Annotated in this window: 13 protein-coding genes; 9 read left to right on the top strand and 4 right to left on the bottom strand. The window is 70.8% G+C overall.

Annotated features, from left to right (window positions below; genetic code table 11):
• Window position 1 precedes the first annotated feature (1 nt).
• Window positions 2-733, top strand: a complete 732-nt coding sequence (locus tag TR50_RS11960) for a pirin family protein (protein WP_042419140.1) — start codon at window positions 2-4, stop codon at window positions 731-733.
• Here the strand turns inward: TR50_RS11960 and TR50_RS11955 are convergent.
• Window positions 724-1,551, bottom strand: coding sequence for a serine hydrolase domain-containing protein (locus tag TR50_RS11955; RefSeq protein ID WP_042419136.1), 828 nt, complete (start codon window positions 1,549-1,551; stop codon window positions 724-726). The two genes, TR50_RS11960 and TR50_RS11955, sit on opposite strands and share 10 nt — an antisense overlap.
• Window positions 1,552-1,638: 87 nt before the next feature.
• On the opposite strand from TR50_RS11955, the gene TR50_RS11950 reads away from it, so the two are divergent.
• Both TR50_RS11950 and TR50_RS11945 read left to right on the top strand, forming a co-directional pair.
• On the top strand, window positions 1,639-2,043 hold the full coding sequence (locus TR50_RS11950; RefSeq protein ID WP_042419134.1) for a MerR family transcriptional regulator: 405 nt from the start codon (window positions 1,639-1,641) through the stop codon (window positions 2,041-2,043).
• A 21-nt stretch (window positions 2,044-2,064) separates the two neighbouring features.
• Complete coding sequence (locus tag TR50_RS11945) at window positions 2,065-3,075, top strand: aldo/keto reductase (RefSeq protein ID WP_042419131.1); 1,011 nt, start codon at window positions 2,065-2,067, stop codon at window positions 3,073-3,075.
• Between the two features lie 123 nt (window positions 3,076-3,198).
• Here the strand turns inward: TR50_RS11945 and TR50_RS11940 are convergent, their stop codons facing one another.
• From TR50_RS11940 to aceE, 3 genes are all read right to left on the bottom strand, one after another.
• Window positions 3,199-4,317 carry an alpha/beta hydrolase gene (locus tag TR50_RS11940; protein ID WP_042419128.1) on the bottom strand — a complete coding sequence of 373 codons (1,119 nt, stop codon included), beginning with the start codon at window positions 4,315-4,317 and terminating at the stop codon, window positions 3,199-3,201.
• A 301-nt stretch (window positions 4,318-4,618) separates the two neighbouring features.
• Window positions 4,619-5,359 carry a G1 family glutamic endopeptidase gene (locus tag TR50_RS11935; RefSeq protein ID WP_042419125.1) on the bottom strand — a complete coding sequence of 247 codons (741 nt, stop codon included), beginning with the start codon at window positions 5,357-5,359 and terminating at the stop codon, window positions 4,619-4,621.
• Window positions 5,360-5,519: 160 nt separating this feature from the next.
• Complete coding sequence (gene aceE / locus TR50_RS11930) at window positions 5,520-8,270, bottom strand: pyruvate dehydrogenase (acetyl-transferring), homodimeric type (RefSeq protein WP_042419124.1); 2,751 nt, start codon at window positions 8,268-8,270, stop codon at window positions 5,520-5,522.
• A gap of 562 nt (window positions 8,271-8,832) precedes the next feature.
• Between aceE and TR50_RS11925 the strand changes: the two genes are divergently transcribed.
• From TR50_RS11925 to TR50_RS11900, 6 genes are all read left to right on the top strand, one after another.
• Entirely contained in the window at window positions 8,833-9,279 is a 447-nt protein-coding gene (locus TR50_RS11925; RefSeq protein WP_042419121.1) for a DUF3052 domain-containing protein, read from the top strand.
• A gap of 147 nt (window positions 9,280-9,426) precedes the next feature.
• Complete coding sequence (locus TR50_RS11920; RefSeq protein WP_042419119.1) at window positions 9,427-10,287, top strand: DinB family protein; 861 nt, start codon at window positions 9,427-9,429, stop codon at window positions 10,285-10,287.
• Window positions 10,288-10,419: 132 nt separating this feature from the next.
• Window positions 10,420-10,878 (top strand): peroxiredoxin, encoded by a 459-nt coding sequence (locus tag TR50_RS11915; protein WP_042419103.1) that lies wholly within the window; start codon window positions 10,420-10,422, stop codon window positions 10,876-10,878.
• 142 nt (window positions 10,879-11,020) lie between these two features.
• Entirely contained in the window at window positions 11,021-11,599 is a 579-nt protein-coding gene (locus tag TR50_RS11910; RefSeq protein WP_042419101.1) for a TerD family protein, read from the top strand.
• Between the two features lie 91 nt (window positions 11,600-11,690).
• Window positions 11,691-12,869, top strand: a complete 1,179-nt coding sequence (locus TR50_RS11905) for a DUF475 domain-containing protein (protein WP_042419098.1) — start codon at window positions 11,691-11,693, stop codon at window positions 12,867-12,869.
• A 9-nt stretch (window positions 12,870-12,878) separates the two neighbouring features.
• Window positions 12,879-13,610 (top strand): class I SAM-dependent methyltransferase, encoded by a 732-nt coding sequence (locus tag TR50_RS11900; RefSeq protein ID WP_236654384.1) that lies wholly within the window; start codon window positions 12,879-12,881, stop codon window positions 13,608-13,610.
• Window positions 13,611-13,996: the final 386 nt, after the last annotated feature.

The following is a 13,996-nucleotide window of genomic DNA, read 5'->3' as shown; positions in this document are numbered from 1 at the left end:
TATGCCGCTCAGTATCCGCCGCGCCGGCCACCGGTACCGCTCCGAGCCGGAGCCCGGCGTCCGGACCGCCCACGCGTTCTCCTTCTCCGCGCACTACGACCCCGCCAACGTCTCCTTCGGCGCGCTCCTGGCCTGCAACGAGGAACTCCTCGCCCCGGGCGCGGGCTTCGCGGCGCACCGCCACCGCGACACGGAGATCCTCACCTGGGTCCTGGAGGGCGAGCTGGCCCACCGCGACGACCACGGCCACGAGGCGGTGGTCCGGCCCGGACAGCTCCAGTACCTGAGCGCGGGGTCCGGCGTCAGCCACAGCGAGGTCAACGCGGCCACGGACGAACCGGTGCGGTTCCTGCAGTTCTGGCTCCAGCCAGGGGAGTTCGGCACGGACCCGGCCTATGCGGTGCGGGATGCGGACGCCGAGGCGGGGGCGGGGTCGGTGCTGCTGACCCCGCCGGGACTGCTGCGACGCGCCGACGCCGCCCTGCATCTGCTGCGCGCGGGCGCGTACCTGCCGCTTCCCGAGCTGCCGCGGGCTGCGTACGTCTACCTGCACGTCGCCCGCGGCGGCCTCGGCTTCCGCGAGTCCGACGGCCCGAAGGGGCGCGGCCGCGAGCTCGCCGCGGGGGACGCGGTGCGGATCAGTGGAGACGCCGTCCTGGTCGACCCCACGGCGGGCCCGGACGGCGTCGAGTTGCTGGTGTGGGCGATGGAGTCGGCCGTCAGCTACGGGTGAAGCTCGGCGAGCACGGCGTCCGTGAACGGGGTCCACAGCTCCGCCGCCCACGGGCCGAAGTCGCGGTCGGTGAGGACGACGCAGGCCGCGCCCGCCGCCGGGTCGACCCACAGGAACGTGCCGGACTGGCCGAAGTGGCCGAAGGTCGCCGGGGAGCTGCTCAGGCCGGTCCAGTGCGGGGACTTGTGGTCGCGGATGTCGAAGCCGAGGCCCCAGTCGTTCGGCTTCTGGTGGCCGTAGCCCGGCAGGACCCCGTTCAGGCCGGGGAAGGCGACGCGGGTGGCCTCGGCGAGGGTCTCGGGGTGGAGCACGCGCGGAGCCTGGAGCTCCGCGGCGAAGCGGGCCAGATCCTCGGCGGTGGAGACGCCGCCCGCGCCGGCCGGGCTCTTGCTCGCGGCGTCGAGCCAGGTCCCGCTCATCCCGAGCGGGGTGAAGACGGCCTCCGCCGCGTACTGCGGGAACGGCATGCCCGTCGCCTTGGAGACCGTCTCGGCCAGCACGTCGAAGCCCGCGTTCGAGTAGAGGCGGCGGGTGCCGGGCGCGGCCATGGTGCGGTGCTCGTCGAAGGCGAGGCCGGAGGTGTGCGCGAGCAGGTGCCGGACCGTCGAACCCTCGGGACCCGCCGGGTCGTCCAGCTCCAGCGCGCCCTCCTCGACGGCGACCAGAGTGGCGTAGGCCGTCAGCGGCTTGGTCACCGAGGCCAGCTTGAACGGGTGCCGCTGCGGGCCGTGGCTGCCGGCCACGCTGCCGTCCCGGCGGACCACGACGGCCGCCGCGGTGGTGACGGGCCACTGTTCGATCAGGTGCAGGCTCTCCATGGGTGCCGAGTCTACGGAGCGGCGTTTGCTTAGAGTGCACTCAAGGTCGGTAGCGTCGATCAGGACACGATCGGAAGGGGGCCCGGGATGTCGCAGATGTCGCAGGCGGCGGTCGCGGGAAGCGAGTTCGAGGCTCGCTACACCATCGGCGAGGTGGTCGAACGCACCGGCCTGACCGCGCACACGCTGCGCTGGTACGAGCGGATCGGCCTGCTGGACCACCCGGCCCGCTCGCACCACGGGCAGCGTCGCTTCAGCGACGCGGACCTGGGCTGGCTGAGGTTCCTCGGCAACCTGCGGGCGACCGGCATGCCCGTCGCGGCGATGCTGCGCTACACCGAGCTGGTCCGCGCCGGCGACGACACCCGCGCCGAGCGCCGCGAGCTGCTGATCGCGCACCGCGAAGAGGTGCTGGCGCGGATCCGCGACCTCCAGACGAACCTTCTGGTCCTGGACTACAAGATCGACTTGTACGGCCAAGATTGTCAGTAAGGCGAGAGGCAGGACTGAGTCATGAGCACCATCCCGACCACCACGTTGGGCACGAACGGCCCCGTCGTCGGCGTCCAGGGCCTCGGCTGCATGGGCATGAGCGAGTTCTACAGCGACCAGTTCGGCGACACCGGCGAGACCGAGTCCCGGGCGACGCTCGAGCGGGCGCTGGAGCTGGGCGTCACCCTGTTCGACACGGCCGACATGTACGGCTACGGCCGCAACGAGCAGCTCGTCGGTCCGTTCGTGCAGGCCCACCGCGACGAGGTGGTGCTGGCGACGAAGTTCGCCATCGAGCGCCGCGAGGACGACCCGACGTACCGCGCGGTCCGCAACGACGCGACGTACATCCGTCAGGCCGTCGACGCGAGCCTGCGACGCCTGGGCGTCGACCACATCGACCTGTACTACATGCACCGCCGCAACCCCGAGGTCCCGCTGGCCGAGTCCGTGGGCGCGATGGCGGAGCTGGTCGCCGCGGGCAAGGTGCGGTTCCTGGGCCTGTCCGAGGTCAACGGCGAGGAGCTGCGGGAGGCGCACGCGATCCACCCGATCACCGCGCTCCAGTCCGAGTGGTCGCTCTTCTCCCGTGACGTCGAGCGCAGCGCGGTGCCCGCGGCGGCGGAGCTGGGCGTCGCGTTCGTGGCGTACTCGCCGCTCGGCCGCGGCTTCCTGACGGGGTCCTTCAGCAACGCGGGCGAGCTGGCGGCGGGCGACTTCCGCAACTACCAGCCGCGCTTCACCGGCGACAACGCCGCGCACAACGCGGCGCTGCTGGCCCCGGTCCACAAGATCGCCGCGGACCGCGGCGCGACGCCGGGCCAGGTGGCCCTCGCCTGGGTCCAGCAGCGCGCCCAGGTCCACCACCTCGCCGTCGTCCCGATCCCTGGCACCCGCAAGCGCACCCGCCTGGAGGAGAACACCGCCGCGACGCGGCTGATCCTCACCGACGCGGAACTCGCCACCCTGGAGCCCATCGCCGCCCAGGTCGCGGGCGACCGCTACGCGGACATGAGCAGCATTTCGCGCTGACGGTCACCTTCAGGGCGCAGGGCTGCGCGAGGGGCCTTCCGCACGCCGGCGGTTGCTCGCGCCCACGCGGCGGAGCCGCATATCGGCAGAGTCCCGCGCCCCTGGGTAGTGCACTTCCCTCGGTTACGAGGTCACGTCGCCGTACTGGCCCAGCGCGATGTCCGCGTAGTTGCGGAGGCTGGCCGTGCCCGGGGCGTAGTAGCCGTTGTGGCCGGCGGCGCCGGTGGAGGCGACCAGGTGGGAGCCGAAGCCGGGGCTGGTCGGGTCCTGGCCGTGGCCGAGGCCCGCGAACTCGAGGTAGGGGACGTTGCCGATCCAGTCGGTGGCGTTGCGCACCGTCGCCCACAGGCGGACGCCCTCGCCGAGGGCGGAGGCGCCGTCGATGTCCATGCCGGGGCTGCCCAGGACGACCATGTCGGTGACCGTGCCGGTCGCGTGCAGGGTGGGCGCGGCGACGCCGCAGACGACCGAGCCGTAGGAGTGGCAGAAGAGCGACGGCGGCGTGCTCGGGTGGGCGGTGACCGCGAGGCCCGCGAGGAAGCGGGTGAGCCGGGGGGCGGCCGCGTCCGCGAGGCGCGAGGTCGCGGCGTCGGCGCCGAGGCCCACGGGGGTGACGTAGTCGGCCCAGGCTATGGCGGCGGTGGTGGTGCCGGGGGAGACCTGCTGCTCCTCGGCGCGCAGCGCCTGCGCCTCGTCCTGGACCTTGGCGAAGTGGGCCAGGTCGATGTCCGAGCCGGGGACGAGGACGGAGACCTTCTCCGCGGTGGCGAGGTCGCCGAAGACCTCGGCGACCAGGCCGCGGCTGCGCGGGTCGAAGGCGATGACCTGGTGGCCGGGCTGGGTGAGCTGCGTCAGCATCGCGATCTGCGCGGCGGACTGGGGGTCCTGCTTCTTCAGCCGGTCCAGCTCGGCCTGCATGGCGAGGTGGTTGGCCTGGTAGCGCAGGGCCAGGGGCGCGCCGTCGAGGTTGCCGACGACCAGGGGGTAGGCGGCGACGAGCCGCTGCTGCTGGGCGTCGGTGAGCCCGGCGAAGAAGTCGGCGACGTCGGTCGCGCTCGCCGTCGCAGGGTCCGGCATGGTGACGCCCAGGGAGCGGTCGTGGAGCCAGCCCGTGCTGCCCGCGGGCGGGGTGGTGACGGCGATCTGCTCGGCGGAGACGGCCGCTCCGGCGGCCGCGGCACCCGTGCCGGCGAGGCAGGTGAAGGAGACCATCGCTGCCACCAGGGTGCGCTTGAACCGCATGCAGGTGTCTCCTCGGGGATGCCGGCGACCGTCGTGCGGGCGCGAACAGCCCGGTTGGTCTCGCGGGTGCGGGGCGTCACGGCGTGAGGCGAGATGCCCGCCATGCGAGACGCTTTGCGCAAGCGTAAGGGCATCGTCCGGCTGCGTACGCTGTACGGAGCAGACGCAAACTGCGACAACCATCACAATGGCCGTCATTCGGCCGTGACTCGCGCGTGATTCTTACGAGGCGTTCACACAGCGACGGTGGGCGCCGCCGTGAGGCGTCACCCACCGTCGTCAACCGGTCGCCAACCCGTTGTCAGCTGTGCTTCCAGGTCACCGAGAAGTTCTCGCCGCCGGAGAGCGAGGAGGTGGTGGCCTTGGTCGTGGAGCCGGAGACCATGTTGATCTGGTCCGGGCTGTAGTTGCCCAGCGGCTGGCCGTTGGCAAGGGAGTTGGTGAAGTTGACGGTGCCGAAGTTCGTCAGCGGCAGCACGCCCGTGGAGCTGGACGGCGCCTCGGCGATCACCTCGACCGAGTAGCGCTGCGCCGGCGAGTAGGTCTTGCTGACCGAGCGGCTCCACCCCTGGGTGGTGTCGCTGAGCTTCATGGTGAACTTGCCGGAGCCGTTGAAGGTCACCGAACCCGTGAAGTGGTCGCCCGGCCTGACGGTGTTCGAGAAGTTGACCGGGTACGCCGGGTACATCTCGTACCAGGAGTAGTACTGCGGCGAGCCGCCCGAGCAGTCCACCTCCGAGCCGGTCTGCTCGACGCTGTTGCTGCCGTCGCCGTCGATGCCCACCCAGAAGCTGGAGTAGCTCGTGGCGCTGGTGCACTTGCCGGTCGGCTGCACCCAGCTGGCGGAGATGCTGGTGAAGCCGCCGCCGGTGGCGGCGAAGCCCGACCAGTTGGAGCTGGAGCTGTTGCGCAGGTGGATGTGCAGGTTGTGCACGGTGCCGTTGGCGATCGCGGGGGCGGTGACCGCGACGGCGGGGGCGGCCGTCCCGAGGGTGGCCAGAAGTGCGGCGGACAGAGCGGTGGCGCGACGAGTCGTACGCATGGGGCTCCTCTCGCACGAAGTGCCGACTGCGTTGTCGGCGTTCGGCCAAGGTAGAGGAGTGCCACCACGCGCGGGAGTGGTTTGCCTGAATCCACAGAAAAAACGCAGAGGCCCGGTGACGGATCGTCACCGGGCCTCTGTTACTTAAGGATTGCCAGGACTACGCGTCGCCGCCGGCGTTGCCCGGGTGGGCGGCCGCGACGTCCAGCAGCTGGTAGCGGTCGATGGCCGCCTTCAGCGCCGTGCGGTCGACCTTGCCCTGCTTGGCCAGCTCGGTCAGCACGCCCAGCACGATCGACTGCGCGTCGATGTGGAAGTAACGGCGCGCTGCGCCACGGGTGTCGGCGAAGCCGAAGCCGTCGGCACCCAGCGACTGGTACTGGCCCGGGACCCAGCGCGCGATCTGGTCCGGCACCGCGCGCATCCAGTCGGAGACGGCCACGAACGGGCCCTCGCTGCCGGCAAGCTTGCGCTGCACGAACGGGACGCGCTGCTCCTCGTCCGGGTTGAGCAGGTTGAACTCCTCGGTCTCCACCGCGTCGCGGCGCAGCTCGTTCCAGGAGGTCACCGACCAGACGTCGGCCTTGACGTTCCACTCCTCGGCCAGGATGCGCTGGGCCTCACGCGCCCACGGCACGGCCACGCCGGAGGCGAGGATCTGCGCCGGGACCTGGCCGCCCTGACCCTCCGCCAGCTTGTAGACGCCCTTGAGGATGCCCTCGACGTCCACGTTCTCGGGCTCGGCCGGCATCTGGATCGGCTCGTTGTACACGGTGAGGTAGTAGAAGACGTCCTCGCCGTGCGGGTGCTCGGGGCTGCTGCCGTACATGCGGCGCAGACCGTCCTGGACGATGTGGGCGATCTCGTAGCCGTAGGCCGGGTCGTAGCTGACGGCCGCCGGGTTGGTCGAGGCCAGCAGCTGGCTGTGGCCGTCGGCGTGCTGGAGGCCCTCACCGGTCAGCGTGGTGCGGCCGGCGGTCGCGCCGAGCACGAAGCCGCGCGCCAGCTGGTCGGCCATCTGCCAGAACTGGTCACCCGTGCGCTGGAACCCGAACATCGAGTAGAAGACGTAGACCGGGATCAGCGGCTCGCCGTGGGTGGCGTAGGACGAACCCGCGGCGATCAGCGAGGCGGTGGAGCCGGCCTCGGTGATGCCGTCCTGGATCATCTGGCCCTGCGGCGAGGTCTTGTACGCGAGCAGCAGGTCGCGGTCGACCGACTCGTACTGCTGGCCCATCGGGTCGTAGATCTTCGCGGACGGGAAGAGCGAGTCCATACCGAAGGTGCGGTACTCGTCCGGCGCGATCGTCACGAAGCGCTTGCCGATGTTCTTGTCCCGCATCAGGTCCTTGAGCAGGCGGACGAACGCCATGGTGGTGGCGATCGACTGCTGGCCGGAGCCCTTCTTCAGGACCTTGTAGGCGTCGTCGCCGGGGAGCTCCAGCTTGCGCGGCCGGACCTTGCGGGTCGGCATGTAACCGCCGAGCTCCGCACGGCGGTCGTGCATGTACTGGATCTCCTCCGAGTCCTTGCCCGGGTGGTAGTAGGGCGGGTAGCCCTCGTCCAGCTGCTTGTCGGTGATCGGCAGGTGCAGCCGGTCACGGAAGCGCTTGAGGTCCTCGACCGTCAGCTTCTTCATCTGGTGGGTCGCGTTGCGGCCCTCGAAGTTCGGGCCCAGCGTCCAGCCCTTGACGGTCTGGGCCAGGATGACGGTCGGCTGGCCCTTGTGCTCGGTCGCGGCCTTGAACGCGGCGTAGACCTTCTTGTGGTCGTGGCCGCCGCGGCCCAGGTGCTGGATCTGCTCGTCGGTCAGGTTCTCGACCATGGCGCGCAGGCGCAGGTCGCCGCCGAAGAAGTGCTCGCGGATGTACGCGCCGGACTCGGTGGCGTAGGTCTGGAACTGGCCGTCGGGCGTGGTGTTCATCTTGTTGACCAGCGCGCCGTCGCGGTCCTGCGCGAGCAGCGGGTCCCAGGTGCGGTCCCAGATGAGCTTGATCACGTTCCAGCCGTTGCCGCGGAAGATCGACTCCAGCTCCTGGATGATCTTGCCGTTGCCGCGCACCGGGCCGTCGAGACGCTGCAGGTTGCAGTTGACCACGAAGGTCAGGTTGTCCAGGCCCTCGCGCGCGGCGATGGACAGCTGGCCGAGCGACTCGACCTCGTCCATCTCGCCGTCGCCGAGGAAGGCCCACACGCGCGAGTCGGTGGTGTCCTTGATGCCGTGGTTCAGCAGGTAGCGGTTCATCCGCGCCTGGTAGATCGCGCCCAGCGGGCCGAGGCCCATGGACACGGTCGGGAACTCCCAGAAGTCCGGCATGTTCCGCGGGTGCGGGTAGCTGGACAGGCCGTACGGCGCGCGCGAGTGCTCCTGGCGGAAGCTGTCGAGCTGCTGCTCACTCAGTCGGTCCAGCAGGTAGGCGCGGGCGTAGATGCCGGGCGAGGCGTGGCCCTGGAAGTAGATCTGGTCCCCGGAGGCGCCCTCGGCGTCCTTGCCCTTGAAGAAGTAGTTGAAGCCCACGTCGTACAGCGACGCCGAGGAGGCGAAGGTCGCGATGTGGCCGCCGACGCCGATCCCCGGGCGCTGCGCGCGGGAGACCATCACCGCGGCGTTCCAACGGGTGGCGTTCAGGACCTTGCGCTCGATCTCCTCGTTGCCGGGGAAGAACGGCTCGTCCTTGGTGGCGATGGTGTTGACGTAGTCCGTGCTGCGCATCTCCGGCACGGCGACGCGCCGCTCGCGGGCGCGCTCGATCAGCCGCAGCATGAGGTAGCGGGCGCGCTCACGGCCGCGCTCGTCGACGGCGGCGTCGAGGGAGTCCAGCCATTCGCTGGTCTCCTCGGGATCGAAGTCGGGGACCTGGCTGGGCAGGCCGCCAATGATGATCGGGTTGCGATCGGATCCGGAAGCCACGCTGTTCCTTCACTTGTCGGTCGTTGCGGAGGGTGTGTCGCGCCGCCTCCATCGTGGACCGCAGGGGGAGAAACGTCATCTCTACCCATGAGTAACCGAATCGTGCCCTTATGGGAGTAATCCCTTAGGGGCAATCGAGCCGGTTCTCGCCAGGTGCGCGGTGTCGCACGACGAGGTGGCCCGACCCGTCCCCACAACGTTGTGGAGTGGGCAGGCTGGGGAGGGCCAACAGGAGACTCTACGCCTGGTCAAGGAGTACTCGGTCACATGGTCGAGTGATGAGACACGCTCGGTTGCTCTCCGGACCGGGATCCCTACGAGGAGTGAGCAACGCCTACAGCGGGTAAGGGGAATCACGATCCGCTGCGCGGAACGTCGTTTGATGGTGATACTGGGGCAAATGGGAGTGATCCCGGTCACTCCCGGCGGCGTGTCGCACCGCGACTCACCGTAGCCAGGGGCTGATCGGAGGTCGGGTACTTGCGCTCCGCGCCCCGCCCGTGTGGACTACCGGCACAGCCCTGGTACCAGAAGACAGGGTCGGATATAGGAGGCAATTCCCGTGAGCGCGACCGCGGACCCCGCGGAGGACAAGACCAGTGCGGCACGTCGGCTGGGTCTTGAGGCCGGACAGGTGGTCCAGGAGCTCGGTTACGACGACGACGTCGACCAGGACCTGCGTGAGTCCATCGAGGAACTCACCGGAACCGAGCTCGTCGACGAGGACTACGACGACGTCGCGGACGTCGTGCTGATGTGGTTCCGCGAGGACAGCGAAGACGGAGATCTGACCGACTCCCTCGTCGATGCCCAGGAGTACCTGGTGGAGGGCGGCCTGGTCTGGCTGCTCACCCCGAAGACCGGGCGCGAGGGCCACGTCGAGGCCAGTGACATCGCCGACGCCGCACAGACGGCCGGCCTGTCGCAGACCAGCACCGCCGCGGTGAGCAAGGAGTGGTCGGCGGTCCGCCTGGCCACCCCGAAGACCGCCAAGGCCGGCAAGCGCTGAGGCGCTCCCCGAGCATCCCGAGCTGACGAGCGGGGCCTGGACGGATCCTCCGTCCGGGCCCCGCTTCGCGCGTCCCGCCCAGGGTTTCTCCGCGGACGCGAAACGGCCGAAATGCCGGGCTTGCGGCCCCGGCGGCAGAATGGCGGCATGGCAGAAGATCACCAACCGGTCCTGCACGGGCCGCGCGGCGTCGCCGAGGAGCCCCCGGAGAGCCTGCGGGCCCGGGTCCTCGGCGGCTGGGACGCGGTCCTCGCCGTGGCGACGGAGGAACCGCGCGAGGGCCGCGAGCAGCAGGGGCCACGGGATCTGCGTCCGCTCGCCGCGCTGGGCTCCTGGCCCGGACGGCCGGTCCTCGGCGCCGTCATGGCCGCGGCGCACGGCCTGCCGGCGCCCGAGCGGCGCCCCAAGCCCTTCGACCCCTCGCCCGAGGAGGTCCGCGCCGCCCTGGCCGAGGCCCGTGAGCGGGTCGCCGCGGCCCTGGAGGAGGTCCTGGCCGCGCCGGAGCTCGGCCGCCGCATCGTGGACTCCCCCCTCGGTCCGCTGCCGGTCCTGACGCAGATCCACGCCATGGGCCACGAGGCCGCCCAGGCGGTCCACGACGCCACCGGCACCGTCCCCCCGCCGCTCGCGGACGCCGGACTGGCCGCGATGGTCGACGTGGTCGGCGCGCTGGCCTGGCGGGCCGAGATCCCCTCTTCGGCGGGCCTGTGGGAGCCCGACGGCGGCCTGGGCTGGGTCTTCACCGCCGACGCCGACGGCTGGCGGGTACGCCGCCACGAACCGGCGGACGACCTCCCCGGCGTCGAGGGCGCGGCCCGGCACCTGCTGGTCTCCACCGGCTCGGTCCCGTCGATGCTCGCCCGTGGCGAGATCCGCATGCGCCGCGTCGGCGGCCTGCTCGCGCTGGCGCCGCTCGTCGACCAGGTCCCCAACCTCCCGGGCGGCCCGCTGCTGCGCAAGGCCGTCGGCGCGGTGTCCTTGCTGAGCCGCCTGCCCGGCTTCCGCTGAGACGTTTCGTCGCACCATCCAGGGTGCGAGGACGTCGTCCTCGGGAAGCGGCAACCTTTGCACAGCAGGGAGCCCGGCCTCGGCGTGGCAGGATTGGCCACGGCACGGCCTACGACGATGAGGGGTTTTCGCATGGCTATCGAGGTCGGTTCTCCGGCTCCCGAGTTCTCGCTCAAGAACCAGCACGGCGAGGTCGTCTCGCTCGCGGACTTCCGTGGCGAGAAGAACGTTGTGCTGGTCTTCTACCCGTTCGCCTTCACCGGCGTCTGCACCGGCGAGCTCTGCAGCATCGAGCGTGAGCTGCCGTCGTTCCAGAACGACGACGTGCAGATCCTGGCCGTCTCCAACGACTCGCCGTTCACGCTGCGCGTCTTCGCCGAGAAGGAGGGCCTGGAGTACCCGCTGCTCTCGGACTTCTGGCCGCACGGTGAGGTCTCCCGCGCCTACGGCGTCTTCGACGAGGAGAAGGGCTGCGCGGTCCGCGGCACCTTCGTCATCGACAAGCAGGGCGTCGTCCGCTGGAGCGTCGTCAACGGCCTGCCGGACGCGCGTGACCAGCAGGAGTACCTGAAGGCGCTGCAGGGCATCTGAGCCTGATCCGCCGAGCTGACGAAAGGGCCCGCGGGAACCGGTTCGCCGGGTTCCGCGGGCCCTGTGCTCAAGTGCTGATGCCCCGTTACGATCGAGCCCAGCAACGAGAGATCGGCGCGGCAGAGGGGCAGGAACACAAGCCATGGGCGTCACGCTGGCCAAGGGCGGAAACGTCTCACTCTCCAAGGCGGCACCGCACCTGACGACGGTGCGGATCGGGCTCGGCTGGCAGGCGCGGTCGGCGAACGGCGCGCCCTTCGACCTCGACGCCAGCGCCCTGCTCTGCTCCGGCGGGCGCGTGCTCGGCGACGAGTACTTCATCTTCTACAACCACCTCAAGAGCCCCGAGGGCTCGGTCGAGCACCACGGCGACGACGTCCACGGCGGGGACGGCACCGAGGACGACGAGGCGATCACCGTCCAGCTCGCCCTGGTGCCCACCCAGGTCGACAAGATCGTCTTCCCGGTCTCCATCTACGACGCCGAGATCCGCAGGCAGAGTTTCGGCCAGGTTCGCGGGGCCTTCATCCGCGTGGTCAATCAGCAGGACGGGACCGAGCTCGCCCGCTACGACCTGTCCGAAGAGGCGTCGGACCAGACCGCGATGATCTTCGGCGAGCTCTACCGCTACGACGGGGAGTGGAAGTTCCGCGCCGTCGGTCAGGGGTACGCGACCGGATTGCGAGGCATCGCCCTAGACTTCGGGGTGAACGTTTCGTAAGAATCCGTCATGAGATGCTGGGGGCATCTCCCGGCCGACGGCGGCCGGGCGAGCGTCGACCGACGGCGGAAGCGAGAGGGGTGGGCGCGCGGTGTTTCTCCGCACCTTCGGCTGGTCCTTCGGGGTCACCCTGCTGGGACTGGCCGCGGCCGGGTACCTGTGGGGGGCGGACGGCTTCGGAGTCGTCCTGATCCTGGCGATCCTCGAGATCTCGCTCTCCTTCGACAACGCCGTCATCAACGCCACCGTGCTGCGCCGGATGAGCCCGTTCTGGCAGCGGATCTTCCTGACGGTCGGCGTGCTCGTCGCCGTCTTCGGGATGCGGCTGGTCTTCCCGCTGCTCGTGGTCGGCCTCACCGCGCACATCGCTCCGCTCACGGTGCTCCAACTGGCGCTGGACTCCTCGCGGACGTACCACGGCCTCAGCTACGCCGAGCACCTCGACGCCGCGCATCCGGCCATCGCCGCCTTCGGGGCGGCGTTCCTGCTGATGATCTTCCTGGACTTCCTCTCCGGTGAGAAGGAGCTGCGCTGGTTCGGGCCGCTGGAACGGCTGATGGAACGTTTCGGCCGGATCGAACGCCTGCCGGTGATCCTCACCCTCGGCGCGCTGCTGCTCGCCGCCCGCCTCTTCGCCGGGGACCGCACGGAGACCGTCCTGCTCGCCGGGGTCGCCGGCGTGCTCACCTACCTGCTCGCGACCGGCCTGGCCGACCGCTTCGAAGCGGTCGGCGTCCCGGACGGGAACGGCGAGGACGCGGCCGCCGAGCGGGCGCCAGCGCCGCGCCCGAGGCGCTCGGCGGTGCACGTGGCCGGCAAGGCGGCCTTCGTGCTCTTCGTCTACCTGGAGATCCTCGACGCGTCCTTCTCCTTCGACGGTGTCGTCGGGGCGTTCGCGGTCAGCCAGAACATCTTCCAGATCGCGCTCGGACTGGGGATCGGCGCGTTCTACATCCGGTCCCTCACCGTCCACCTGGTCCGCCGGGGGACCCTGGACGACTACGTCTACCTCGAACACGGCGCGCACTACGCGATCGGCGCGCTGGCCCTCATCCTCATGGCCTCGATCAGGTACCAGATCCCCGAGGTCGTCACCGGTCTGATCGGCGTCGCCTTCATCGCGCTGGCCCTGTACGGCTCGGTGCTCCGCAACCGGCGGGCCGAGAGCCTTGCCGCCGAGGGGGGCGAGGACGACGGCGACGACGGCGACGGTGACGGCGACGGTGACGTCGAGGGAAATCCCGTTGTCTCCCGATCGATCGGGCTCTAACGTTCCCGGGTGGACTTCACTCCTGACGACTCGGTCGCGCTCTACGACGAGATGTACCGCTGGGACGGCGCGGCCAACGCGACGGACCGGTTCTACGACCTGTTGGTGATGGCCGCGGACTCGGTCCTGGACCTCGGCTGCGGCACCGGCATGATGCTCCATCAGGCCCGCGGGCACGGCCACGCCGGCCGCCTCGTCGGCCTCGACCCCGACCTTCCCTCCCTGCGGCGCGCCCGCCGCCGCACGGACATCGAGTGGGTCGAGGGGGTCGTGTCGGACGCCTCGCGCTGGCACCGCGAGTTCGCCCTGGCCACCATGGCCAGCAACGCCTTCCAGTGCCTGGTCACCGACGAGGAGCTGCGCGCCTCGCTCGCCGCGATCCACGGCGCGCTCCGCCCCGGCGGGCGGTTCGCCTTCGAGACCCGCAACCCCGCCGCGCGGGCGTGGGAGACCTGGAATCCGTCCACGGTCCACACGATCACGGGCAACGGCTGGGATCTGCGCCAGTGGCACGAGGTGAGCTCCGTGAAGGACGACCTCGTCACCTTCACCGAGACCACCGCGACCCCGGACGGCACGATCCTCTCCGTCGACGGCACGACGCTCCGCTTCCTCGACGAGGCCCGGCTCGACGCCTTCCTGACGGAGGCGGGCTTCGAGATCGAGCGCCGCGAGGGGGACTGGAACGGCGGCCCGGTGACGGCCACCAGCCGCAGCATCGTCACCGTCGCCCGGACCTGAGCGCCTGAGCCTGAGCCCGGGTCCGGGGGCAGGTCTGGGCCGCCTGAGCCCGAGGCGGGGTCCGGGTCTGGGCCGCCTGAGCCCGAGGCCGGGCCCGGGAGTGGGCCGCTTGAGGCCGAGCCTGGGCCCGAGGCCGGGCCGGGGCCGCTTGAGGCTGGGCCTGAGCCTGAGGCCGACCCTGGGCCCGTGCCCGGGCCGGGGCTGGGTCGCCCGGGTCCGAGCCCGGGTCCGGTCTGGGCCGCCTGAGCCTGGGGCCGGGCCTGAGCCCGAGGCCAGGGCTGGGTCGCCCGGGTCCGAGCCCGAGCCTGAGCCTGAGGCGGGGTCTGAGCCCGGGTCCGGGCTGGCCGCCTGAACCTGAGGCCGGGGCTGGGTCGCCTGAGCCCGAG

Source organism: Streptacidiphilus anmyonensis, from assembly GCF_000787855.1.
GTDB lineage: Bacteria > Actinomycetota > Actinomycetes > Streptomycetales > Streptomycetaceae > Streptacidiphilus > Streptacidiphilus anmyonensis.
The sequence above is the reverse complement of the archived record's forward strand: the minus strand, read 5'-3'. Positions and strand labels throughout refer to the sequence as shown.

Coding starts and splice junctions, on each gene's coding strand:
- TR50_RS11960 (WP_042419140.1), top strand. CDS start 2: ATGCCGCTCAGTATCCGCCGCGCCGGCCACCGGTACCGCTCCGAGCCG.
- TR50_RS11955 (WP_042419136.1), bottom strand. CDS start 1,551: ATGGAGAGCCTGCACCTGATCGAACAGTGGCCCGTCACCACCGCGGCG.
- TR50_RS11950 (WP_042419134.1), top strand. CDS start 1,639: ATGTCGCAGATGTCGCAGGCGGCGGTCGCGGGAAGCGAGTTCGAGGCT.
- TR50_RS11945 (WP_042419131.1), top strand. CDS start 2,065: ATGAGCACCATCCCGACCACCACGTTGGGCACGAACGGCCCCGTCGTC.
- TR50_RS11940 (WP_042419128.1), bottom strand. CDS start 4,317: ATGCGGTTCAAGCGCACCCTGGTGGCAGCGATGGTCTCCTTCACCTGC.
- TR50_RS11935 (WP_042419125.1), bottom strand. CDS start 5,359: ATGCGTACGACTCGTCGCGCCACCGCTCTGTCCGCCGCACTTCTGGCC.
- TR50_RS11920 (WP_042419119.1), top strand. CDS start 9,427: ATGGCAGAAGATCACCAACCGGTCCTGCACGGGCCGCGCGGCGTCGCC.
- TR50_RS11915 (WP_042419103.1), top strand. CDS start 10,420: ATGGCTATCGAGGTCGGTTCTCCGGCTCCCGAGTTCTCGCTCAAGAAC.
- TR50_RS11910 (WP_042419101.1), top strand. CDS start 11,021: ATGGGCGTCACGCTGGCCAAGGGCGGAAACGTCTCACTCTCCAAGGCG.